The organism is Corynebacterium sp. HMSC28B08, assembly GCF_001806865.1.
In the GTDB taxonomy this organism is placed as follows: Bacteria; Actinomycetota; Actinomycetes; order Mycobacteriales; family Mycobacteriaceae; genus Corynebacterium; species Corynebacterium auriscanis.
Window position 1 is genome coordinate 1 of sequence record NZ_KV786188.1, and the last position, 23,440, is coordinate 23,440.

The 23,440-nt window shown below is 58.6% G+C and carries 21 protein-coding genes; 5 read left to right on the forward strand and 16 right to left on the reverse strand.

The features are described 5' to 3' along the window. Positions 1-400 precede the first annotated feature (400 nt). Positions 401-1,354 (reverse strand): heme o synthase, encoded by a 954-nt coding sequence (locus HMPREF3098_RS10225; protein ID WP_070435056.1) that lies wholly within the window; start codon positions 1,352-1,354, stop codon positions 401-403. A 225-nt stretch (positions 1,355-1,579) separates the two neighbouring features. Between HMPREF3098_RS10225 and tkt the strand changes: the two genes are divergently transcribed. The 5 genes from tkt to pgl all read left to right on the forward strand — a co-directional run bounded on the left by tkt (position 1,580) and on the right by pgl (position 8,546). Continuing rightward, positions 1,580-3,664 (forward strand): transketolase, encoded by a 2,085-nt coding sequence (tkt, locus tag HMPREF3098_RS10230; protein WP_070435057.1) that lies wholly within the window; start codon positions 1,580-1,582, stop codon positions 3,662-3,664. Between the two features lie 261 nt (positions 3,665-3,925). Continuing rightward, positions 3,926-5,068 carry a transaldolase gene (gene tal, locus HMPREF3098_RS10235; protein ID WP_070435058.1) on the forward strand — a complete coding sequence of 381 codons (1,143 nt, stop codon included), beginning with the start codon at positions 3,926-3,928 and terminating at the stop codon, positions 5,066-5,068. A gap of 46 nt (positions 5,069-5,114) precedes the next feature. After that, positions 5,115-6,686 (forward strand): glucose-6-phosphate dehydrogenase, encoded by a 1,572-nt coding sequence (gene zwf, locus HMPREF3098_RS10240; protein ID WP_070435072.1) that lies wholly within the window; start codon positions 5,115-5,117, stop codon positions 6,684-6,686. Between the two features lie 30 nt (positions 6,687-6,716). Further along, entirely contained in the window at positions 6,717-7,766 is a 1,050-nt protein-coding gene (locus HMPREF3098_RS10245; protein WP_070435059.1) for a glucose-6-phosphate dehydrogenase assembly protein OpcA, read from the forward strand. A 12-nt stretch (positions 7,767-7,778) separates the two neighbouring features. Beyond that, on the forward strand, positions 7,779-8,546 hold the full coding sequence (gene pgl / locus HMPREF3098_RS10250) for a 6-phosphogluconolactonase (protein WP_070435060.1): 768 nt from the start codon (positions 7,779-7,781) through the stop codon (positions 8,544-8,546). Between the two features lie 3 nt (positions 8,547-8,549). Here pgl and HMPREF3098_RS10255 read toward each other — a convergent pair whose 3' ends face one another. The 15 genes from HMPREF3098_RS10255 to rpe form a co-directional block, all read right to left on the reverse strand. Continuing rightward, a complete protein-coding gene (locus tag HMPREF3098_RS10255; RefSeq protein WP_070435061.1) occupies positions 8,550-9,131 on the reverse strand; it encodes a GNAT family N-acetyltransferase in 582 nt (193 codons plus the stop codon). A gap of 152 nt (positions 9,132-9,283) precedes the next feature. Next, positions 9,284-9,520 (reverse strand): preprotein translocase subunit SecG, encoded by a 237-nt coding sequence (secG, locus tag HMPREF3098_RS10260; protein WP_035113156.1) that lies wholly within the window; start codon positions 9,518-9,520, stop codon positions 9,284-9,286. Positions 9,521-9,618: 98 nt separating this feature from the next. Further along, complete coding sequence (gene tpiA / locus HMPREF3098_RS10265) at positions 9,619-10,398, reverse strand: triose-phosphate isomerase (protein WP_083284479.1); 780 nt, start codon at positions 10,396-10,398, stop codon at positions 9,619-9,621. 128 nt (positions 10,399-10,526) lie between these two features. Beyond that, on the reverse strand, positions 10,527-11,738 hold the full coding sequence (gene pgk / locus HMPREF3098_RS10270; RefSeq protein WP_070435062.1) for a phosphoglycerate kinase: 1,212 nt from the start codon (positions 11,736-11,738) through the stop codon (positions 10,527-10,529). 198 nt (positions 11,739-11,936) lie between these two features. After that, positions 11,937-12,944: a type I glyceraldehyde-3-phosphate dehydrogenase gene (gap, locus tag HMPREF3098_RS10275; protein WP_035113155.1), complete on the reverse strand. Its 1,008-nt coding sequence runs from the start codon at positions 12,942-12,944 to the stop codon at positions 11,937-11,939. Positions 12,945-13,175: 231 nt separating this feature from the next. Then, positions 13,176-14,162 carry a DNA-binding protein WhiA gene (gene whiA, locus HMPREF3098_RS10280; protein WP_070435063.1) on the reverse strand — a complete coding sequence of 329 codons (987 nt, stop codon included), beginning with the start codon at positions 14,160-14,162 and terminating at the stop codon, positions 13,176-13,178. Between the two features lie 62 nt (positions 14,163-14,224). Then, positions 14,225-15,211 carry a gluconeogenesis factor YvcK family protein gene (yvcK, locus tag HMPREF3098_RS10285; protein ID WP_070435064.1) on the reverse strand — a complete coding sequence of 329 codons (987 nt, stop codon included), beginning with the start codon at positions 15,209-15,211 and terminating at the stop codon, positions 14,225-14,227. 102 nt (positions 15,212-15,313) lie between these two features. Beyond that, positions 15,314-16,213: an RNase adapter RapZ gene (rapZ, locus tag HMPREF3098_RS10290; protein ID WP_070435065.1), complete on the reverse strand. Its 900-nt coding sequence runs from the start codon at positions 16,211-16,213 to the stop codon at positions 15,314-15,316. A 39-nt stretch (positions 16,214-16,252) separates the two neighbouring features. Beyond that, the gene (gene uvrC, locus HMPREF3098_RS10295; RefSeq protein WP_070435066.1) at positions 16,253-18,313 is read right to left on the reverse strand and encodes an excinuclease ABC subunit UvrC; all 2,061 of its coding nucleotides are present in this window, start codon (positions 18,311-18,313) and stop codon (positions 16,253-16,255) included. Positions 18,314-18,316: 3 nt separating this feature from the next. Beyond that, complete coding sequence (locus HMPREF3098_RS10300) at positions 18,317-18,877, reverse strand: PH domain-containing protein (protein ID WP_246815933.1); 561 nt, start codon at positions 18,875-18,877, stop codon at positions 18,317-18,319. 77 nt (positions 18,878-18,954) lie between these two features. Beyond that, a complete protein-coding gene (gene ribH / locus HMPREF3098_RS10305) occupies positions 18,955-19,434 on the reverse strand; it encodes a 6,7-dimethyl-8-ribityllumazine synthase (protein WP_070435067.1) in 480 nt (159 codons plus the stop codon). Positions 19,435-19,486: 52 nt separating this feature from the next. Next, positions 19,487-20,722, reverse strand: a complete 1,236-nt coding sequence (locus tag HMPREF3098_RS10310) for a bifunctional 3,4-dihydroxy-2-butanone-4-phosphate synthase/GTP cyclohydrolase II (RefSeq protein WP_141739750.1) — start codon at positions 20,720-20,722, stop codon at positions 19,487-19,489. A gap of 111 nt (positions 20,723-20,833) precedes the next feature. Beyond that, the gene (locus HMPREF3098_RS10315; protein WP_070435069.1) at positions 20,834-21,463 is read right to left on the reverse strand and encodes a riboflavin synthase; all 630 of its coding nucleotides are present in this window, start codon (positions 21,461-21,463) and stop codon (positions 20,834-20,836) included. A 169-nt stretch (positions 21,464-21,632) separates the two neighbouring features. Beyond that, positions 21,633-22,685 (reverse strand): bifunctional diaminohydroxyphosphoribosylaminopyrimidine deaminase/5-amino-6-(5-phosphoribosylamino)uracil reductase RibD, encoded by a 1,053-nt coding sequence (ribD, locus tag HMPREF3098_RS10320; RefSeq protein WP_070435070.1) that lies wholly within the window; start codon positions 22,683-22,685, stop codon positions 21,633-21,635. A 2-nt stretch (positions 22,686-22,687) separates the two neighbouring features. Continuing rightward, positions 22,688-23,359 (reverse strand): ribulose-phosphate 3-epimerase, encoded by a 672-nt coding sequence (rpe, locus tag HMPREF3098_RS10325; protein ID WP_070435071.1) that lies wholly within the window; start codon positions 23,357-23,359, stop codon positions 22,688-22,690. Between the last annotated feature and the right edge of the window lie 81 nt (positions 23,360-23,440).

Below are 23,440 nucleotides of genomic sequence, written 5' to 3' on the forward strand. Positions count from 1 at the left end.
GCATTCACCACTAGACCCCACCCGCTATTTTGTTGGACTTCTGCTGCACATTCGTTTTAAACACGCGAGTTTCAATTGGCTCTTCGGCCCGCCAAAAACAACACCGCGTCGCAAACAGCAGGATTCTTACACCCCCCAACTAATGGGGAGCAGTTCACAATCCCGCTTGCTGAGTCGGCAACTTAGACCCATAAGAACCCCACTAGACCCATAAGAACCCCACCCCAGTAGGGCACAGCCCCCGACCCGTCAAGGCACAGTCCCTGACCCGTCAAAGCGCAGCCCCCGACCCGTCAAGGCACAGTCCCCGACCCAGTAGGGCACACGCCCCAAACCTACTAGGGCACAACCCCACAGCCCATTAGGGCACCGCACCTGGTGGTCCCGGAAATGCTCCGGTTTAGGTCAATAGTTGGGCAACGGTATCCCATCCCAAGACCGCATCTACCGAGAGGGCGACGAAGAGGATGGATAGGTAGTTGTTCGAGAGGAAGAACAGCTTCATCGGCTTGACCGGCGTGCCGTTTTTCACACCGCTGTGCAGGCGGTGAGCCATGATGATGAACCAAGCGCCAGAGGCCAGTGCTGCGACTGCGTAGATCCAGCCGGCCGCGGGAACCAATAGCAAGCTGGTTATCACAGTGGCCCAGGTGTAGGCCAGAATCTGACGGGTGACCTCAAGGGGTGGTTTCACCACGGGCATCATGGGCACACCGGCGGCTTCGTAGTCCTCGCGGTAGCGCATTCCCAGTGCCCACGTGTGTGGTGGGGTCCAGAAGAAGATGATCATGAATAAAATGATTGCCTGGATCCATGAACCCCAGCCAGCGTTGAATGCACCGCCGTGGTTATCCGTGGTAGCAGCCCAACCTACGATGACGGGCATACAGCCAGCTGCACCGCCCCAGATCACGTTTTGCCAGGTACGGCGCTTCAGCCACTTGGTGTACACGTAGATGTAGAACCAGATGGTGAGCACAACGAATCCGGCGGCCAGCCACGAGTGGGCGAGCAGGCCTAGGAACAGTACGGATGCGATCATCATGACCCAGGCGAAAACGCGAGCCTGATTAACCGTGACACTATCCTTCGCCAATGGGCGACGGCGCGTGCGGCGCATGAGCTGATCGATATCGTAATCCGCCACCATATTGAAGGTGTTGGCGGAAGCGGCCCCCATCCAGCCACCGATGAGGGTCAGTAGGATCAGGCCGATATCGACGTTTCCCCGGGCGGCCTGCAGCATGGCCGGAATGGTGGCGACCAGCAACAATTCGATGACCCTGGGTTTCGTCAAAGCGATATAGGCCTTGACCCTATCAGTGAAGGTGGTCACTGGTTGCTCTGCCTCCATATAGATGTATTCAGTACTCCCCTACGCTACCCGAGGGCTGTCCGAATAGGTAACTAGTGGCCCAGCTTGCCGCTAGTGGAAGAGTCCTGAGCACGGCTGGCGCCCCGCAATGTTCAACCGCTAGCCCACAATCTCCAGCCGCTAGCCCACAATGTCTGTTTAAACCACTAGTATGAGTGCGTAACGATATATCTACTTTGAACGCAACCGGAAAGGCTCGCACACGTGACGCTCTCCCCTGAATTGGCAGCTTTAACCGTACGTAATTACCCAGCTGATTGGGCCGAAGAAGATACCCGAGCAGTCGATCTGGCTAGGGTGCTGGCTGCGGATGCCGTGGAAAACTGCGGTTCCGGCCACCCGGGTACCGCGATGAGTCTCGCCCCATTGGCCTACACCTTGTACCAGCGCGTGATGCGTCACGATCCCAAGGACACTAAGTGGGTCGGTCGCGATCGCTTCATTCTTTCGTGTGGTCACTCCTCTTTGACGCAGTACATCCAGCTGTACTTGGGTGGATTCGGCGTGGAGCTGGATGACCTCAAAGCTCTACGTACCTACCACTCCAAGACCCCCGGCCATCCAGAGGTTCACCACACCGATGGCGTGGAGATCACCACCGGGCCACTAGGCCAAGGTCTGGCTTCCGCTGTGGGCATGGCCATGGCGGCTCGTCGTGAGCGCGCTTTGTTCGACCCGCAGGCAGCTCCCGGTGAATCTCCTTTCGACCACTTCGTTTACGTCATCGCATCCGATGGTGATGTGCAGGAGGGTGTTACCAGTGAGGCTTCTTCGCTGGCTGGTACCCAGCAGCTGGGCAACCTTATTGTCTTCTGGGACGACAACGGAATCTCCATTGAGGACGAGACCACCATTGCCTTTAACGAAGATGTGGTGAAGCGTTACGAGTCCTACGGTTGGCAGACCCTGGAGGTTACCGGCGAAGATGTTGAAGGCATCCTCGACGCCGTGTCGAAAGCACAGGCGGAGACCACTCGTCCCACGTTCATTCGTCTTCGTTCTGTCATCGCCTACCCAGCGCCAAACAAGATGAACACTGGCGCATCCCACGGCTCCGCCCTCGGTGCGGACGAGATCGCCGGTATCAAGCAGGAGCTGGACTTCCCCAACGAGCCATTCCCCGTTGAGGAAAACATTGTGGAGCACGCCCGCGGCTTGGTAGAGCGCGGCGCGCAAGCCCATGCTCAGTGGCAGAAGTCTTTCGATGAGTGGGCAGCTGCAAACCCAGAGAACAAAAAGCTCTTTGATCGCCTTTACTCGCGTGAACTGCCCGCTGGCCTCGCAGGCAAGATGCCTACGTGGGAGCCCGGTGACTCGGTCGCGACCCGCAAGGCTTCTGAGGCTACGCTGCAGGTTCTTGGTGCTGACATGCCCGAGCTCTGGGGTGGTTCTGCTGACCTAGCCGGTTCCACCAACACGATTATCAAGGATTCCTCTTCCTTCGGTCCAGAGAGCATTAGTACGCGGAGTTTCACCACGGAGCCAGGCGGTCGCAATCTGCACTTCGGTATTCGCGAGCACGGGATGGCTGCGATCCTCAACGGCATTGCGTTACACGGCCCAACCCGTCCATACGGTGCAACCTTCCTGCAGTTTTCGGATTACGCCCGTGGTGCCGTTCGCCTAGGGGCCTTGATGAAGTCTGATGTCTACCATGTGTGGACGCACGACTCAATCGGTCTGGGCGAGGATGGCCCAACCCACCAGCCCGTAGAGCACTTAGCGGCCCTGCGCGCTATCCCCCACTTGGCAGTGATTCGTCCTGCTGATGCCAACGAGACGGCTCAGGCTTGGATGGCTGCCCTGGAGGCCGAGGAGAGTCCAAAGGCACTGGTCCTCACCCGCCAGAATGTTCCAGTTCTGGAAGGCACCAAAGACAAGGCTGCTGAGGGCGTTCGTCGTGGCGCATACGTACTCGTAGAGTCCTCCACCGAGAAGCCGGAGGTCATTCTGCTGTCCACCGGTTCTGAGGTACAACTTGCAGTTGAGGCCGCCGAGAAGCTGGAAGAGCAAGGTATCGGGGCCCGCGTTGTTTCGATGCCTTGTATGGAATGGTTCTTGGAGCAGGATGCCTCCTACATCGAGTCGGTCCTGCCGAGCGATGTCACCGCCCGCGTTTCTGTGGAAGCTGCCATCGCCATGCCATGGCACCGCTTCACCGGATTCGGTGGCCGGAACATCTCCCTGGAACACTATGGGGCTTCGGCCGACTACAAGACCCTGTACGAGAAGTTCGGGATCACCTCTGATGCGGTGGTAGCAGCGGCGAAAGAGGTTGCCGGGAAATAACCCAGCTGTCTGAGGACCCCGTTGTTCGTTGTGCCGCGGGGTCCTTTCTCCAACGGACCTTTTAACAAACCCTCACCCTCAACTAGCCCATCCTCCCTTTGCCATCTTCAACCAGTTGCAAACCCAATTGGTTATTCCCATCTAGGAGACTTCTACCCCGCGACCGGTTGCTAACCCTCAGCCGTTTGCTGGGTGAGAGTCGCCAAGCCATCTCAAGTACGCCCGTTTATTTCATTTCTGACGTCCCTAGGAGCATCTTTCATGAACACCAGTTCTTCCGCCCGCACCCAACTAGGCCCCGAGCCAATTCAAAAGCTTCGTGACCTAGGCACCTCTGTCTGGCTGGACGATCTATCGCGCGAACGCCTGCGTAGCGGCAACCTCGCCGAGATCATCTCCGCTAAGGGCATTGTTGGTGTAACCACCAACCCAGCAATCTTTGCCGCGGCAATGGGCAAAGGCAACGCATATGACGAACAGATCGCGGCATTGGCAGCCGGGGAAATCCCGGCAGTGAACGCTGTGTTCGCAATGGCCTCCGATGACGTCCGTGATGCCTGCGAGGCCTTCGCCCCAATCTACGAGGCTACTGGGGGCCAGGATGGCCGCGTGTCGTTGGAAGTTGATCCCCGCTTGGCCCACGACCGCGGTGCGACTGTGGCGCAAGCTCGGGAGTTGGCGGAGAAGGTGGGTCGCCCTAACGTCATGATCAAGATCCCCGCGACCGAGGAATGCCTTCCCGCCATCAGCGATGTGCTAGCCGAGGGCATCAGCGTAAACGTAACGCTAATCTTCTCCGTATCGCGTTACCGCCAGGTGTGCGAGGCATTCCTCGATGGTCTCGAAGCAGCTGACCAGGCAGGCAAAGACTTGTCCACCATTCATTCGGTAGCCAGCTTCTTCGTTTCCCGCGTGGACTCGGAAATCGATAAGCGCCTGGATGATCTTGGCCAAGCAGACCTGAAGGGCCAGGCAGCCCTGGCAAATGCCCGACTTGCGTATGCCGCCTTCCAGGAAGTTCTTCTAGCAAACCCACGATGGGAAGCTCTAGAGGCCAAGGGAGCACATGTGCAGAGGCCGTTGTGGGCGTCGACCTCTGTAAAAAACCCCGACTACCCCGATACCTTGTATGTCGATGCCCTGGCCGGGCCCCAGACTGTTAACACCATGCCAGAGGCCACCCTCGATGCAGTCATTGCCCACAGCGAAGCCGATGAAGACATGCTGAGCGATAAGAAGATGCAGGCTGAACTGGTATTCCAGCAACTGGATAACGTCGGCGTGGATCTATGTGACGTCTGGCAGGTCTTGGAGAGCGAAGGCGTGCAGAAGTTCATCGATTCCTGGGAAGAACTACTCGCGACCGTGGAAGAGCAGCTGCAGGCGAAGAAGGGCGAGGCGTAAACAGGTGACGATCGAAAACGGGGTGGAGGAACGCTCAATCAGCTCGATGTTGACGCAGCCACAGGAGTGGATCAACCCCTTACGGGATGACCTAGACAAGCGACTGCCACGAATTGCCGGCCCCAGTGGCTTGGTGATTTTCGGTGTGACCGGTGACCTCGCGCGGAAAAAACTTCTTCCCGCGGTATACGACCTTGCCAACCGAGGCCTTCTGCCACCCGGATTCAGCCTGATTGGCTACGGTCGTCGCGATTGGACCAAGGAAGAGTTCGAGGCCCAAGTACTCGATGCCGTGAAGGACCGCGCCCGTACCCCATGGCGGCAATCCGTGTGGGATCGGCTGGCTGAGGGCATCTTCTTTGCCAAGGGCGATTTCACCACGGACTCGGCTTTCGACAACTTGGCTGCACTCACCCGTGAGATAGATGCCACGCGCGGGACTGCAGGTAACTGGGCATTCTACCTGTCGGTTCCGCCGGAATACTTCTCCGATGTGTGTAACCAATTGGATCGTTCTGGCTTGGCGCGTGGCGAGAAGATTGAATCGGCCACCGACGAGTTTCCCGCTATCCAAGGATGGCGGCGCGTGGTTATCGAGAAGCCATTTGGCCACGACGAGGAATCAGCACGCGAGCTGAACTCCATTGTCAATAATGTCTTCCCCGAAAGCTCGGTCTTCCGCATCGACCACTACCTAGGCAAAGAAACCGTGCAAAACATCCTTGCACTGCGCTTTGCTAACCAACTCTTCGATCCTCTCTTCAATAGCCACTATGTGGACCACGTGCAGATCACCATGGCCGAGGACATTGGTCTGGGTGGACGTGCGGGATACTACGACGGCATTGGTGCTGCTCGCGACGTGATCCAGAATCACCTTCTGCAGTTGTTGGCGCTGGTGGCGATGGAAGAGCCAGTGGCTTTCAATCCCGCCGAGTTGCAGACGGAAAAGATCAAGGTGTTGCGCGCCACTCGGCCCGTTGGTCCGTTCGCGCAAACCACCGCCCGTGGTCAGTACACCTCCGGTTGGCAAGGCAGCGAACCGGTCAAAGGTTTGCGCCAAGAAGATGGCTTCGATCCCGAATCCACCACCGAGACCTACGCGGCGGCAACATTTGAGATTAATTCGCGCCGCTGGGCCGGCGTGCCTTTCTACCTACGCACAGGCAAACGCCTGGGGCGTCGCGTGACAGAAATCGCGCTCGTGTTCAAGGAAGCACCACACCTGCCGTTCGGAAAAAACCAAACTGCTTCTCAGGGAAGCAACACGCTGGTGATCCGAGTGCAACCCGACGAAGGGGTTCTGATGCGCTTTGGTTCCAAGGTTCCGGGATCCGCCATGGAAGTCCGCGATGTAAACATGGACTTCAGCTATTCCGAGGCTTTCACCGAGCAATCACCGGAAGCGTATGAGCGTTTGATTCTGGATGCGTTGTTGGATGAAGCCAGCCTGTTCCCTACCAACGAAGAGGTGGAGTTGTCCTGGCGGATCCTCGATCCCATCTTGGAATACTGGTCCATGCACGGCCGTCCCGAGGATTACCCAGCCGGTACGTGGGGCCCAGATAGTGCCGACAAGATGCTTCGCAGCAGCGGTCGCGCGTGGCGCCGTCCCTAGTAGCACGTCAGGTCGAAAGGTTTAATACTCATGATCATTGATCTTCCTAATACCAAAACCCACGACGTCATCCGGCGACTGCGCGAAATCCGCGACGAGCGCGGTCAACTGACGAGTGGCCGCGTGCTGACCCTCATCGTTGTCGCGACCGGTGAGGACGATCTGGATAGCATCATCGCTGCTACCCACCAGGCCTCCCGCGAGCACCCAGCGCGCGTGCTGGTGCTAGTGACTCACCGCACGTCGGCAGAGGCTCGCTTAGACGCGGAGATTCGCCTGGGTGGTGATGCGGGCGCATCCGAAATCATCGTCATGCACCTGTACGGTGAGCTCAGTGCACATCGCGATTCCGTAGTGACTCCCCTGTTGCTGCCCGATACCCCGGTGGTCGCGTGGTGGCCCACGCACGGCCCCCGCAATCCATCGACCGACCGCATTGGATCGTTGGCAACGCGACGTATTACCGACTCACTGTTCGACGACGATCCGGACGCGTTATACCGCCGTCGCATGACGTACGCTCGCGGGGACTCGGACATGGCGTGGAGTCGCATTACGCTGTGGCGTGGACTGCTTGCCTCGCTGCTGGATCAACCGCCACACGAGGATATTCTCGCAGCAGAGGTGTCTGGCCCGCTGGACGATCCCAGTGTGGATATAGCTGCCGGCTGGTTGGCGGATCGACTGGACGTGCCTGTCACCCGCAAAGTCAGCGGGTCTCCTGCCGTTCCCGTAGATGGCAACGGCAACGAGTGCCTAGGCTTGGAATCCATCGTATTGCGACGCACAGACACGGATGTTCGAGTGGCGGTCGCTAGTGCCCACACGGTGGAATTCACCGTTGGGGATATTACGCGCAAAGTCACTCTGGGCCGCCGTGAGCTTTATGAATGCCTTGCTGAAGAACTGCGCCACTTGGATGTCGACTATGCGTTCGGCCATGCTCTCCGCGGGCTCGCGCGTGTGAGCCGTCCGCACCGCGGACGTTCCGGAACCGACCGCAACCGTTACGACTCCCGTGATCAGTGGTTCGTCGATCGCGACGATTCACAGTTTGACGTGCAAGAATCCCTGCGTTAGGAAGGTTCTACGATGACTAGTCCCCACGTTCACATCCGTGTGCAGGCCGATCAAAACGACCTGGCTCTCGCTGCGGCCCGTGAACTCGTTCACGCCGTCACCCACCTGCAACGCACCCAACCTGAGGTGCGGTTGGTGCTGACCGGTGGAGGCGCGGGCATCGCTACTCTGCGTCACCTAGCTGCCCTCGATCACGCCGCGGTTCGCAGTGCGGAGGACTTTCCCACCGAGCGCATCGACTGGAATCGCGTGCTCATCTTCTTCGGCGACGAGCGCTTTCTGCCCGTCGGCGATCCGGAACGCAACGACACCCAGGCAGATGAGGCACTTCTTAATCACGTCTCCATTCCTGACCACCAGGTGTTTCGTTACTCTTCGCCCGAGGTTTCTTCTTTGGACGACGCCGCCACGGCTTATGCTGCCACCGTTCGTGAGCAGGCGCCGGAAGGGTTCGACATCCATTTGCTGGGAATGGGCCCGGAAGGGCACATCAATTCCCTGTTCCCCCATACTCCGGAATTGATGAATCCCCAGGACATCGTGGTGCCGGTGCGCGATTGCCCGAAGCCTCCACCAGAGCGGGTCTCCCTCAGCATCGATGCCGTAGGTAGCGCCGATGAGGTGTGGCTGCTCGTCGCCGGGGGTGCTAAGGCAGAAGCGGCTGCCAAGGTGGCCGCTGGCACGGATGAGGAATACCTGTGGCCAGCCGCGTTGGCGTCGGGTAGAAAGAAAACTCTGCTGTGGGTAGACAAGGAAGCGGCAGCAGGGTTATCCGATTAGGTGCTAGGTGCGGTAGGCCGGGTCGGTGGGTAGCGCGGAGTAGACGGCGAGATCGTAGAACTCGTCGCGGAGGTGCTCGGCATCCCGTGCAAAGCCTTCGAAGGCGAAATCAGCGCGCTCTGCGACCCACCTAGAGGCCATGTTGTCTACGCGCGCCTTAATCACCACGCGGTGAATACCCTGTTGAAAAAGGTGTTTCGTGGCTAGCCGGACCCCTCGGCCCTGCAGTCCCCTGTTTCGAGCCCACGGCGCAGTGTTATAACCGAGTTCGCCCTCAAATGGGTTGCGGCCGGATGGGTTCTGACGGAATTCGATGCTGCCGCAGTACCGGTCCCCAGTGTTATCCGGTTCCGTCAGCGCCCATGCCACGGTACCCTCTGCGCGGATGAGGCCTTCGATGTGCTTCACCGCGTATGTGATGGTGTAATCACCGGGGTCGTTGACCGGAATGTGAGTGAAAGCAATCATGCGTGCGTCCACGCTCTTGACCAGCTGAGGCGCATCCGTGACGCGCAACGGACGCAGACGTACTACTCCGTCGGTGAGTTCTGCAGACTCTATGGATCCAAAGGGTTCTTGACTCATCGGGGTTATACCTTTCACCGCTCGAGCGTGGTGGTGAGCTCCTCACCCTCTTTATACCCCGAATACGAAAAGCGGGCCGGTTCTGCGAACCGAGCCCGCCCTGTGGGAACCCCGTGGCTGAAAGCGCGAAGCTAGTTGCCGTAGTAGCGAATCTAGTTACCGTAGTACAGAACCAGGTTCAGGCCGATGATCGCCAACACCCAGATTAGTGCGGTGACAATGGTCAAGCGGTCGAGGTTCTTCTCTGCCACGGTGGAACCCGACAGGTTAGATTGCATGCCGCCGCCGAACAGGCTGGACAGGCCGCCACCCTTACCCTTGTGCAAAAGCACAGACAGCCCCATCAGGAGGCTCGTGATGACCAAAATGATCTGAAGTGCGAGGATCAATTTCCTACCCTAAATGACTGTCGTTGAAGCTAATAACAGTCTAAATCTACCCATCGGCGCGCGTTCACGCAAAAGTGACACGCGCCTTGCGAACGTGGTTATGCCTTGGCAGCCGCGGCTACCAGTTTGGCGAAGTCTCCACCGTCCAAGCTGGCACCACCAACGAGTCCCCCGTCCACGTCGGGCTGGGAGACGATTTCAGCCACCGAGTCGGTCTTGACGGAACCGCCGTACAGAATGCGCATGCCGGCTGCGATCTCCTCGCCGGCAAGTTCTGCGATTAATGCTCGGATAGCCTTGCAAACTTCCTGAGCATCTGCCGCGGAGGCAACCTTACCGGTCCCGATGGCCCACACCGGCTCGTAGGCGATGACGGTCTTAGCCAGATCGTCGGTGCTGAGGCCCTCCAGCGACGCGCGGGTTTGGTTGACCACGTATTCAACGTGCTCGCCTGCTTCGCGGACTTCCAGGGGTTCGCCAACACACACGATGGGGCTCATCCCCGCGCCTAGGGTTGCCTTGGCCTTGCGCGCCACGAGTTCATCGGTTTCGGCGTGGTATTGCCGGCGCTCAGAGTGCCCAACCACGACCCAGCTGCAGCCCAACTTTGCCAGCATGGCCGCGGAGACCTCACCGGTGTATGCACCGGATTCGTGCTCGCTGACATCCTGAGCGCCGTAGGTGAACAGCATCTTTTCTCCATCGGCTACCGTCTGCACAGAGCGGATGTCGGTGAAAGGAGGGATGAAGGCTACGTCGACCTTCTCGTAGTAATCCTTTGGCAGGGCAAAATCAAACTTTTGAACGACCTGGATTGCCTCAAGGTGGTTGAGGTTCATCTTCCAGTTACCGGCAATCAACGGGGTGCGCTGGGACACAGTGGGTTCTCCTTTAGTTGTGTGAGCGGGTACGACTGCGACCGACACTGGACATTGACCGGGACGTTCAGAGCCCAGCCAGGGTTGGTTGGTCAGTTGTGTGGTCGCCTGTTTATCGGCGGGGGCTTCTAGCTTTCTAGTACAGCGACGCCCGGCAGCTCCTTGCCCTCGAGGAATTCCAGGGAAGCGCCACCACCGGTGGAGATGTGAGAGAAGCCATCTTCGTCCAAGCCCAAGGTACGTACGGCTGCAGCGGAATCGCCACCGCCAACCACGCTGAATGCGCCATCCTGGGTGGCAGAGATGATGGATTCGGCTACGCCACGGGTGCCCTCAGCGAATGCCGGGAACTCGAATACGCCCATGGGGCCATTCCAGAACACGGTCTTGGCCCGCGACAGAATGTCGGCGAAAGCCTTAACGGATTCTGGTCCGATATCCAAGCCCATCCAATCAGAAGGGATGGAATCCAGACCAACCGTCTTGTGCTGCGCATCCTTATCAAACTCCTCCGCAGCAACCACATCCTTGGGCAGCACGATGACATCGCCGAAGCGGTCTAGGAGGTCACGGCAGGTATCCAACATGTCCTCTTGCAGCAATGAGCCACCGACCTCGTGGCCCTGTGCCTTGAGGAAGGTGAAGCACATGCCGCCACCGATGATGAGGTTGTCGACCTTGGGGGCCAGCGCCTCGATCACTCCTAGCTTGTCGGATACCTTGGAGCCACCCAGTACGACTGCATAGGGCTGAGCTGGGTTTTCACTGACCTTCTTCAGCACCTCAAGCTCGGTCTCCACCAATCCCCCAGCGTAATGTGGCAGCTTCTTGGCAACATCGTAAACCGAAGCCTGCGCACGGTGGACTACACCGAAGCCATCGGAAACAAATGCGCCGTTGTCGGCGGTCAGGGCCGCGAGCTCACCGGCGAATTCTGCACGCTCGGCCTCATCCTTCGAGGTCTCGCGTGCATCAAAACGAACGTTTTCCAGCAGCAGGATATCGCCATCGTTCAGGCCATTGGCGCGCTCGTGCGCATCTTCGCCAGTGACGTCCGCAGCTAGTGGAACCCACTGATCCAAGCGCTCTGCCAAGGCTTCCGCAACAGGGGCCAAGGAGAATTCAGGGTTCGGCTCACCTTTCGGGCGGCCGAGGTGAGCAGCTACAACCACGCGCGCGCCGGCCTCCAGTAGTGCCTTGAGCGTGGGAACCGAAGCGTCGATACGGCCGGGATCAGTGATTTCACCATCTTTGAGCGGAACGTTGAGGTCCGCGCGGACGAGGACGTGGCGACCTTCTACCCCTTCATCGATGAGATTCTGAACGGTTTTCACTGCCATGTTCTACTCCTTAGCCATGCTGGTTACATTCGCACGCTTTTAATGGTTGAGATGGATGCTATTAACTATATTCTGCCCACGCGACCCAGTGATGTGGGCGCATGAAAAAGGGCACGCCCCCCACACGGGGGAACTGTCCTTGAGACAGCGTGCGTGCCACAAAAAAACTCATGTGGATAACGGGGGTAATTCCCCGAATTAGAGGCGCTCGCCCACGTACTTCGTCAAGTCAGCTAGGCGACTGGAGTAACCCCACTCATTGTCGTACCAAGACACAACCTTGACCTGGTTGTCAATCACCTTGGTCAGACCGGAGTCGAAGATCGACGAGTGAGAATCACCAACGATGTCGGTGGAAACTAGGGGTTCGCCATTGGAGTACTTGAGGATGCCCTTCAGTGGTCCCTCAGCTGCCTTTTGCAGCGCGGCGTTCACGGACTCGACGGTGACCTCCTTCTCGGCCTCAAACGTAAGGTCGGTCAGGGAACCGGTGATGACAGGTACGCGCACTGCGTAGCCGTCTAACTTGCCCTTCAGCTCAGGCAGAACCAAGGAGACGGCCTTAGCAGCACCGGTGGACGTAGGAACCAAGTTCACAGCCGCGGCGCGGGCGCGACGGAGATCCTTGTGCGGTGCATCGTGCAGGCGCTGATCACCGGTGTAGGCGTGAACGGTGGTCATCAGGCCACGAACGATGCCGAACTCGTCAGATAGAACCTTAGCCAGTGGTGCCAAGCAGTTGGTGGTGCAGGACGCGTTGGAGATCACGGTGTGCTTCTCTGCGTCGTACTCCTCATGGTTTACACCCATGACGAAGGTGGCATCCTCATTCTTGCCTGGCGCGGAGATGATGACCTTCTTCGCACCAGCATCGATGTGTGCGCGGGCATCGTTGGCGTCGGTGAAAAAGCCGGTGGACTCGATGACGATATCTGCGCCCAGCTCGCCCCACTTGAGGTTCTTTGGCTCCTTCTCGGAAGTTACGGTGATGCGCTTGCCATCAACGGTGATGGACTCATCATCGTAGGTGACCTCAGCATCGAGAACTCCCATCACGGAGTCGTACTTAAGGAGGGTGGACAGGGTCTTGTTATCAGTCAGGTCGTTAACACCGACGATCTCGATATCAGCGGCTTGCGCGCGAACAGCACGGAAGAAGTTACGACCAATGCGGCCGAACCCGTTGATGCCTACTCGAATGGTCACTGTTGGACTCCTAAATCAGTAGCTGGTTGTGCAGGTAATCTCTTGCCTACCTCATGCTACCGACGGGCACGGGATTGCGCAGTCAGAAGTGAATAATGACCAAAATTTATAACCATCTAGGGTGCCTTTTTAAGCACAATGACCTTAGATGAGACCCCCGGACTGTAGGATCGCTCGCTGTCGTCAGTTACACCGATCCCACGATTCGGCCCAGCAGTTACGTCCCCAACCCTAGTCGACCTCATTGAACAGATCATCGGTGACCGCAGAATTCGTATCCGGGATCTCCAGCTCTTCTGCTCGCTTATCCGCCATTGACAACAACCGGCGAATACGGCCGGCCACCGCATCTTTGGTCATCGGTGGATCTGCCAACTGGCCTAGCTCTTCGAGCGACGCCTGGCGGTGCTGGACACGCAACTGCCCCGCTTGCGCGAGATGCTGGGGAACGTCTTGCCCCAGGATTTCCAATGCGCGTTCTACACGGGCAGCTGCGGCCACCGCGGCCCGGGCAGAGCGACGCAGGTTTGCATCGTCGAAATTGGCCAATCGGTCCGATTTCGCGCGCACCTCGCGGCGTTGGCGTTGCTCTTGCCAAGCGACCTTCGAATCGGTAACCCCGATCATAGTCAGCAAACTATTTATGGATTCGGCATCCTTGACGATCACGCGATGGGCGCCCCTGGCTTCCTTCGTCTTGGCGATCACATCGATACGGCGAGCCGCGCCTACGAGGGCAAGAGCCGCTTCATTGCTAGGGGTGGTGACCTCCAAAGCTGAAGAACGGCCCGGTTCAGTCAGCGCGCCCTGTGCTAAAAACGCGCCCCGCCAAGCAGCCACACACTGCTCGCGAGTGCCACCGATAATAAATCGTGGCAACCCCCGAACCGGCCGGCCAGCCCGATCGATGATCTCGGTGCGCCGCGCAAGCTCCAAACCGCCATCGACCCATTTCACAATGTAACGGGCAGCCCGGCGACTATTGCCGGCCCCGATCACCTGCAGCTGGGCGTCGAGATCAAAAAGCTGTTCGACCATCCCCATCAAACGGTGAGCTGTGGCAGAAGAATCGAGTTCGGCCTCGACCACGAGGGTGCCCGCAACCAAGTGCAAAGCCCCGCTATAACGCAGAATACTGGCGACCTCCGCGGTCATTTCGTCACTAGCGATGAGCTTTACACGATTGAGCTCCGACTTCACATCTGCCGTGAGAGCCACTTGTCGCCCACTTCCTTTCTTCCCAGGGCCGGTGGGTTGCCCCGGCTAATGCTCCCTCGCACCTATCGGGCGAACTCTGCAAGTACGTTAGCCAACTTGGTGTGGTCATGTCGATCTGTGAACCGACCACGGCCATCATCTTCACGTACATCGCGGTACACAACCTCGGCACCCATGGCCGAGGCGGCACGCTCGATGTGTAGACGGGCAGCGTCACCCGTGACCGTTGATTCATCGATGAGCAAATAGTCAACATTCAAGTCCGCACTATGCTGCCGCATCATGTGAATATGATGCTCAATTGACATGCCACTGGTCTCACCCGGTTCCGGAACCAAGTTTAGGATCAGTATCTTCTTAGCCGGGGTTTCCTTTAAAGCGTGGATAATACCCGGAACTAAAACGTGCGGGATAACGCTGGAAAACCAAGAGCCAGGACCCATAGTCACCAAATCGGACTCCATGATAGCCTCCACTGCGGCAGGACTGGCCGGTGGATCCGCAGGGTGCAGCTTCACCCGCCGTACCTGACCCAACGTGGTGGCCACGGCAACTTGGCCGCGCACCGGGTTAACCTCGCGTGGGTCAACGCCTAGCCCGATAACCTCTGCTTCGAGATCCAAAGGCTCCGGGCTCATGGGGATCACCCGTCCACAGACCCGGAAGATTCGAGCCAGCTCATCCAGCGCCTGCTGCTCATCGCCGATGACCTGCGCTAAACCAGTGATTAGGAAGTTCCCAATCGCGTGGCCATTCAAACTGCCCTTGCCTCCGAAGCGGTGCTGCAAAGCTTGTTCCCACAACACACCCCGGTCGGTGTTATCCATCAATGCGGCCAGAGCCATCCGCAGGTCCCCAGGCGGCAGGCAGTTGAATTCGCGGCGCATGCGCCCAGACGATCCACCATCGTCGGCAACGGTCACGATAGCGGAAACATAAGATGCCTGTTGGCGCGCAGCGCGCAGGGTATTAAATAGGCCGTGGCCTCCCCCGAGACACGCGATTTTGTCGAATGCCGGCGGAAAAGAACTGTCTTGTGAGCGGGTCATAGATCTACTTAGTTTAGTGAATAATATGCAGGCCGCTTAAGCGGTGAGCATATTGGGGTTGATTGATAGGTGACGTCGGTGCGGTTGCTGGCTGTAGGCAAATCAGCGATCGATATCGCGGTGGCTGGTTCGCACATCCATTCCGTCGCGGCGTAATCGCCCAGCGAGCTCCTCCACGACAGCCACGCTGCGGTGATGACCGCCGGTACAGCCGACGGCCACTGCTACAAAGGCCTTACCTTCCTCACGGTATCCCTCGACCATGGCATGCAACAGCGCTTCGGCAGACCGTACGAACTCTTTGGCGTTCGGACCTTCCAGAACAAAGTCCCGAACGGGCGCATCGGTGCCACGGAACCCACGCAAGTCCTGTTCCCAATATGGATTCGGCAAAAAACGGGTATCCAGCATCACATCCACGTCTTTAGGCTGGCCGTGCTTGAATCCAAAAGACTGGATATTCACCCGCACGCGGTTGCTTTCAACACCATCGAAGTAGTGTTCCAAGTCCCGGCGCAGATCGTGGACACTTCTATTGGACGTGTCCAAGATGATGTCCGCCCGCTGTTTGATATCGGCCAGCATCGCCCGCTCTTGATCGATGCCCGATTGCAACGTGCCGTCACCCTGCAGAGGGTGCGTTCGCCGCACAGTATCGTATCGGGTGATGAGTGCGCTGTCAGTGGCGTCGAGATAAAGAAGAATAGGGCGGCGGCCGCGAGTGGCCAAGGTATCCAACACGTCCTTCAAGCTTCCGGCGAACGCGCGCGAACGAACATCGGTCACGACCGCAAGCTTTTCGATCGGCGAGGAATTGTCGAAGGACATCTCCACCATCCGCAAAATAAGCTCCGGAGGGAGGTTTTCAGCAACGTACCATCCGAGCTCCTCTAAAGCGGCTGCCGTAGCGCGTCGACCAGCCCCGGACATGCCTGTAATCAATACGAGCGATGGATCTTGCAGAGCCGCCGAGTGCGAAGAGTGCGAGCGTGAAACTTCCATAGTTAAAAACTCTACTACCCCGCTACCTTGGGCAATAGATCAATTCTGCAAAGCCTGGTGAATTGCCGTGGCCAATTGCGGTCCGAACCCCGGTAGCTCGGCGATGTCCTCCACCGTCGCGGCCTTGACCTTGGCCACCGAACCGAACGCTTTCACTAACTGCGCCCTGCGTTTGGGGCCCAGACCCGGAATATCGTCCAGCACTGACCTGCGCATACGTGCACTACGTTGCTGGCGGTGGAAGGTGATCGCAAACCGGTGGGCTTCATCGCGCAGATATTGGACCAAGTACAGGGCATCGGAACCGCGCGGGATGATCACGGGGTAATCGTCTCCAGGCACCCACAGTTCCTCCAAACGCTTGGCAATGCCAACCACGGTCACATCGGTGATCCCCAGCTCGTCCAGCACCGCCTGCGCTGCATTGACCTGTGGCTGACCACCGTCAACCACAAACAGTTGCGGTGGGTAGGCAAACCTTTTTTTTGACGCCCCGCTCTCCCCTTCCGGCGCAGTTAATTGGTCCTCGCCTTCCAACAGTTCGCCGCCATCGTCCCCCATGGGCATGGCCGTTCTATCTTCCAAGTGGCGACGGAAACGCCTGCGCACGACCTCCGCGATCGAGCCCACGTCGTCCGAACGGCCATCCCCGGCGGCTTCCTTGATCTTGTAGCGGCGGTAGTCCGATTTCTTGGGGATACCGTCTTCGAATACCACCAGGCTGGCTACCACATCAGTGCCTTGAATATGGGAAATATCCACACACTCGATGCGCAGTGGGCTGGTGTCCATGAACAGAGCTTCCTGCAGTTCTTGCAGGGCTGCCGATCGCGTGGTGAGGTCTCCGGAACGCTTCAACTTGTGTTGTGCAAGGGCCTGCTTGGCATTCTGGTTCGCGGTTTCCAACAGCTGCTTTTTGTCACCGCGTTGCGGAACGCGGATGCCCACGTGAGATCCCCGCAGCTCGCTGAGCCACGTGGTCAGTTGCTCCACGTCTTCCGGGATCGTGTGGACAAGGACCTCCTTTGGGACGGGCGTAATCTGCACATCACCAACCAGATCGCCAAGTTCGCTGACGGCTGCGGGGTTGATTGCCTTGGCCAGTTCTAAGTCCACCTGGGAGCTAGAAGAGCCACCCACGGCGGTTTCGGTAGCTCGAGCCAGTTCAGCTTCCTCCCCGTAGAACTGGGTTATGAACTCCCGCAGGAGCGATTCATCCGTGTTATCGCCCCGTTCCACTACCCAGCCGCGCTGGCCGTGAATGCGCCCGCCGCGGACGTGAAAGATCTGCACGGCAGATTCTAGTTCGTCGGATACGAAGGTGATCAGATCGGCATCCGTGGTATCGGAGAACACCACCGCCTGGCGCTCCACTACCTTGTTCATCGCCTGCAATTGATCCCGCAACGAAGCTGCGCGTTCGAAATCCAGATCATCGCTGGCCGCCTCCATTTCCTGACGGACCCATCGCATTACGTCATCCGTATTGCCGGCGAGAAATCTAGAGAACTGGTCCACTAGCTCCCTGTGAGCTCCTGGAGTGATGTTGCCTACGCACGGCGCGCTGCACCGGTCGATGTAACCCAGTAGGCACGGTCGATCCAGTGACGCGTGACGCTTATACACTCCGGTAGTGCACGTGCGAATGGGGAAAACGCGAGTGAGCGATTCCAGGGTCTCGCGAATAGCCCATGCTTTGGGATAAGGGCCGAAATAGCGCACCCCCTTGCGGCGGGGCCCGCGATACAGGAACGCTCGCGGGATCTGCTCCTTAATACTGATCGCTAGCATCGGGTAGGTCTTATCATCCCGATACATCACGTTGAATCGCGGGTTGAATCGCTTGATCCAGGTGTACTCCAGGTTGAGTGCCTCTAGTTCACTGCTGACCACCGTCCACTGAACACGATTGGCGGTTTGCACCATCGCGCGGGTGCGCGGATGCAATTGGGAAAGGTCTTGGAAATAATTGGACAGGCGCGACCGCAGGCTTTTTGCCTTACCCACGTAAATCACGCGGTCATTCGCATCCCTAAACGTGTACACGCCCGGCTTATCCGGAATAGTACCTGGAGCCGGGCGGTAAGAAACCGAATTCAATGATTAATCCTCATCGGGCATGTATTTGTCCTCGCGGCGCCGGAACTCCTCCACGCGCTGCGCGATAAGCTGCTTGTCGTAGACGTTGAGCGCCATCATGGGCACGAACTCGAAATCGGGCAATTCCAACCGCGCCCACTTCGAGCTGGCTGGGAAGGACAGACCGTAGATGATCTGCCAAGGGTAGAACTGTGCATTGACTATGTTGCGTACTTCCACGCCGGCGCTATTAACGCGAACACGGGGGCGCAGCAGACCCAAAGCGGGGACGCAGAAGATTAATCCGATGCCAACAAAACCCAGCTGGTCGGCCAAAGTGACAGCCACACCTGTATCGCCCACCGCGACGATGAATGCCATGAACACGTGGACTGCTAAGACAGCAACGACCAGAATCCAAGCGAGGCGTCGCAAAAAAGGAGAGGTGTACGTTAACTCCCAGTGACCAAAAACGGCCGAGTGACGATCCGCGGTGTTTGCGGCACCCTGGTCCATCGGGAGGCCGGCAGAAGTGTTCATCTTATTCCCCTGAGCAGCTCGCTGTCCTGACTTCGCCTTATTCACGGTTTCAACCCTACCCCGCTGATCGCGCAGAGCCGAAAACGACCCAGAAGCTGCGCGTGCTGCTAGATCGTAGGCGACTAGTGCTCGCCAATCTCTCGGATGACGAGAGCAGAATGGATTGCGGCGGTGGCTGCATCGGCCCCCTTATCCTCTTTGGCGCCCTCACCACCAGCGCGGTCGATGGCCTGCTGGTAATTCGAGACCGTTAGTACGCCGTTTCCCACGGGCGTGCGCTGGTCGAGGGCAACCCGCGTTAATCCGTAGGTCACGGAGTCGCACACCACGCGGAAGTGATCGGTCTCCCCCTCGATGACGCAGCCGTTGGCAACCACAGCATCGAAGCTCTCACACGCTTCTGCGACGGCCACCGGAAGCTCCAACGCGCCTGCCACGCGCCAGCTGGCGACCTGGGCTCCGGCTTCCTTGGCTACCGCGATGGAACGCTCGTGCAGCTGGTCGGTAATCTCTGCATTCCACAGAGCACTAATAACGGCTACACGCATTCCCTCTGCGTCACCGGGTTCAAGCCTCAATTGGGCGACGCCATGTTGCGCCATGTCGGTAGTTCTCCTTCGTTCACGAATGGTCAGTTGTGCTGGCTGCGGTGGGCTAAGTCAGCGAGTCCAGTTGATGGCCCATCCGGTCGCGCTTAGTGCGTAGATAGACGATGTTTTCTGGATTTGGCGGTAATTCTACGGGGATACGCCGGGAGACGGAGATTCCGTAGTCCGATAACTTGTTGGCCTTGTGCGGATTGTTAGACATCAGAGCGACGGACTTGACTTGGAGGTTGCACAGGATCTGAGCTGCCGAACTATATTCGCGCACGTCCACGGGCAAGCCCTGCTCGGTGTTCGCGTCCACGGTATCTAGGCCTTCATCCTGCAGCACGTAGGCGCGGAGCTTGGGCATGAGGCCGATTCCGCGACCTTCTTGCCCCCGCAGATAGATCAGAACACCTTTTCCTGCACGCGCGATCTCGCGCATTGCCAGGTGCAATTGCTCGCCGCAATCGCAACGCTTGGATCCGAATACGTCCCCGGTGAGGCACTCTGAATGAACACGGACGGGCACGTCATCAGCACCGGTGACATCGCCTGCAACGAGGGCCACGTGCTCCGTCCCGTCGACGATGTTGGTATATCCGATGGCGCGGAATTCCCCATAGCTGGTGGGCATGCGGGTTTCTACTTGGCGCTCAACTACTGACGTATTCTTACGCTTCCACTCCACCAGCTGCTCGATACTGATGAGTTTCAAGTCGTGTTTGTCAGCGAACCGGCGTAGCTCCGGCAGGCGGGCCATCGCGGTGGGGTCTTCTTCACTCACGATTTCGCACAGGGCACCCGCGGGGCGAAGATCCGCTGCCACTGCCAAATCAACGCTGGCTTCGGTGTGCCCTTGGCGCACCAATACTCCGCCGTCGCGTGCCCGCAGCGGCACCACGTGGCCAGGGCGGTTGAATGTGCCGATGGTGGACTGTGGATCGGCCAAGAGCTTGATAGTGCGGGCTCGATCGGTGGCACTAATTCCCGTATCCACGCCCTCGGCAGCATCTACCGTGATGGTGTAAGCCGTGCCACGCACGTCTTCGTTGCGCGCCACCATGGGTGGTAACCCTAGGCGGTCACAGTCATTGTGTGGCATGCCCACACAGATGTAACCGGAGCTGTAGCGGACCATGAAGCTCACGAGCTCCGGCGTGGCTAGTTCTGCGGCGAAGATGAGGTCGCCTTCGTTTTCTCTGTCCTCATCATCTACAACAACAACGGCTTTGCCCGCTTTAATGTCAGCAATGGCTGCGCTGACATCGTCTAGAACAATGGGCTCTTCCGAAGTGTGCATGTCCATGCAGTGTCACCTTTACACTTTCCATTCTTGTGACAGTTGATTGTGGCCTGTCGTGGGGTGCGGATTATTCGTCGCCGTGAGTAATGCTGGGTTGAGCAGTGTTAACTAGTCGCCGGAGTTGCCAAAGCCCCTCTGTCGCTCGAGGTACTTGGCCAACACATCACATTCCACGTTGACTTTATCCCCTGGGCTCAAGTCTCCCAGCATCGTGTCTGCCAAAGTGGTGGGAATGAGGGAAACTTCAAACCACTGGGCCGCGGATTCTAGGGCCACCGAGTCGGTGATTTCAGCCACGGTCAACGATGTACCGTTGATTGCGATGGATCCCTTTTTCGCTACGTAGCGGCCCAAATGCGGGTCATCGAGGGTAAAGCGAAAGACTTCCCAGTGCTCTGAGGGGGTTCGCGAGACCAACTGGGCCGTTCCATCGACATGCCCCTGCACAATGTGGCCGCCTAAGCGCTGCCCGGTGGCGGTAGCGCGTTCCATATTCACCCGCTGTCCTACCTGGATCGAACCCAAGGTTGTGTAGTCGAGCGTGACCTGCATGACGTCCGCGGTGAAGCTATCCTCGTCGAAGTCACAGACCGTCAAGCACACACCGTTGACGGCGATGGAATCTCCGTGTTTAGTGCCTTCTAACACGCGGGCGGCTGCGATACGGATCCTGATGGCATCGCCCTGCCTTTCGATCGCCTGGACCGTGCCCGTTTCTTCAATAATTCCCGTGAACATTCTCCACCTTTTGTATTCATTGTCGTGTTTAGTGCTCGTGCTGTGTTTGTGCGACGCGCCCTGTCTTCGTCCAGCATTCCGCTAAGCCCAAGCGGCCTGTCCAACCCAAGCCCGTGTTTAACCCAGGCGTTCGTGATTACCTCCCGCACGACTGCAGCGCGTTACCTACTCACGTTGTGTGGGAGGGCTTGGCGGTGAGGATCCACCCAATATCGTTGCCAAGACGGTGAACCTCCCGTGGCGTGAACCGCTGAATATGGGCGATGGTGCCACCCAAACCCATGCCGTGTCCATGGACAGCGTTAAGCCCGGCGCCCAACAGCGCCGGCGCTCCATAGAAGTTGATCTCGTCAACCATCCCAGCATCAAGGAACGCCGCCGCGAGGGTCGGCCCTCCCTCAACTAGAACCGTGACCACTTCTCTGTCGTGGAGATGCCGCAGCACCTCGCGGACGTCGCGGGTGGGCATTACTACTGTTTCGCCGGGTTGAGTCCAGAGTGTGGCGGTCTCGGGAATGGGTGTTTCTCCCACGACTACACGCAGGGGCTGGCTAGCTGGTGGCAACGTATCTCCAGTGGCATTCCGCGCGGTTAACTTGGGGTCGTCTGACAACACCGTTCCGGTTCCCACCACAATGGCATCCACCTGTGCGCGCCTCGTATGGGCGTGTTGGCGCGCCGCATCACCGGTAATCCACTGGCTGGTGCGATCGGCCGCGGCTACTCTCCCATCTAGCGTCGCGGCCATCTTGAGGATCACGTACGGGCGCTTATTCTTGACGCCCCGCAGCCAGGCTTCAACAGCCTGCACCGGGGCCCAGCTAGCCAGCTGGTCCGGGTGGGGTAAATATGGTCCGTGTACTTCGATCCCTGCTGCTCGCAGGGCGTCTGCTCCGCCAGATGCTGGCTCGAACGGGTCCGCGAACAAATAATCTACCCGAGCAATGCCTGCCGTGATAAGCGCTTCGGAGCACGGGCCGGTTCGACCTATGTGGTTACACGGCTCGAGCGTTACGATGGCTCTTCCACCACGGGCCCGTTCTCCCGCCTCAGCCAATGCCACGATCTCTGCGTGCCGGCCACCAGCAGGTTCGGTTGCTCCGCGTCCAACCACGTTGCCGGATGCGTCTTCTATGACCGCCCCGACTGGGGGATTTGGCGAGGTGCTACCAAAGGCGGACCAGCTGAGGCGCGTGGCGTCGGCAAAAAAATCAGGGAGCAAGGCTAGAGCCTCGAAGAAATGGCCGAGCGGATAGCGTTGATGCGTTCAACCGGGTCGGGCTTGCCGAATACGCTAGAGCCCGCGACGTAGGCATCCACCCCAGCGGCAGCGCTTTCTGCCGCGGTCTCGGGGCCGATGCCACCGTCGATCTCAATGATGGTGTGCAGGCCTTCGCTGTCGATGCGCTCCCGTAGTTCACGCACTTTATCCAGCACTTCGGGCATGAACTTTTGTCCACCGAAGCCTGGTTCCACACTCATGATGAGGACGATGTCGAATGCCGCGAGGTGGTCAAGCAGTGGCCCCAGGTTAGTTCCCGGCTTGATGGCCACACCTGCCAGCGTGCCTTCAGCGCGCAGCGTCGCGGCGAGCTGCTTGGCGGCATCGACGGATTCCACGGCTTCCAGGTGGAAGGTTACGGAATCGAAATCGTGGGCGTAACCGGGGGCCCACCGAGCGGGGTCCTCAATCATGAGGTGCACATCGAGGTGCTTATCGGTTAACCCAACGATAGATTGTGCAACGGGCAGGCCGAAGGAGAGGTTGGGGACAAAGTGGCCATCCATCACATCGATGTGGATCCAGTCCGCGTTGGAGACCGTGCGAACTTCGTGGCCGAGACGCGAGAAATCAGCTGCCAAAATCGATGGCGCGATGATGGTTTTTTGAGGCATGCACCACATTCTAGTGGTTGGGGGTGGGTGAGTCTCAAGCAGCTGCGGCTAGGCGAGCGTTTCCGCCTGAGCCTAGCCTCG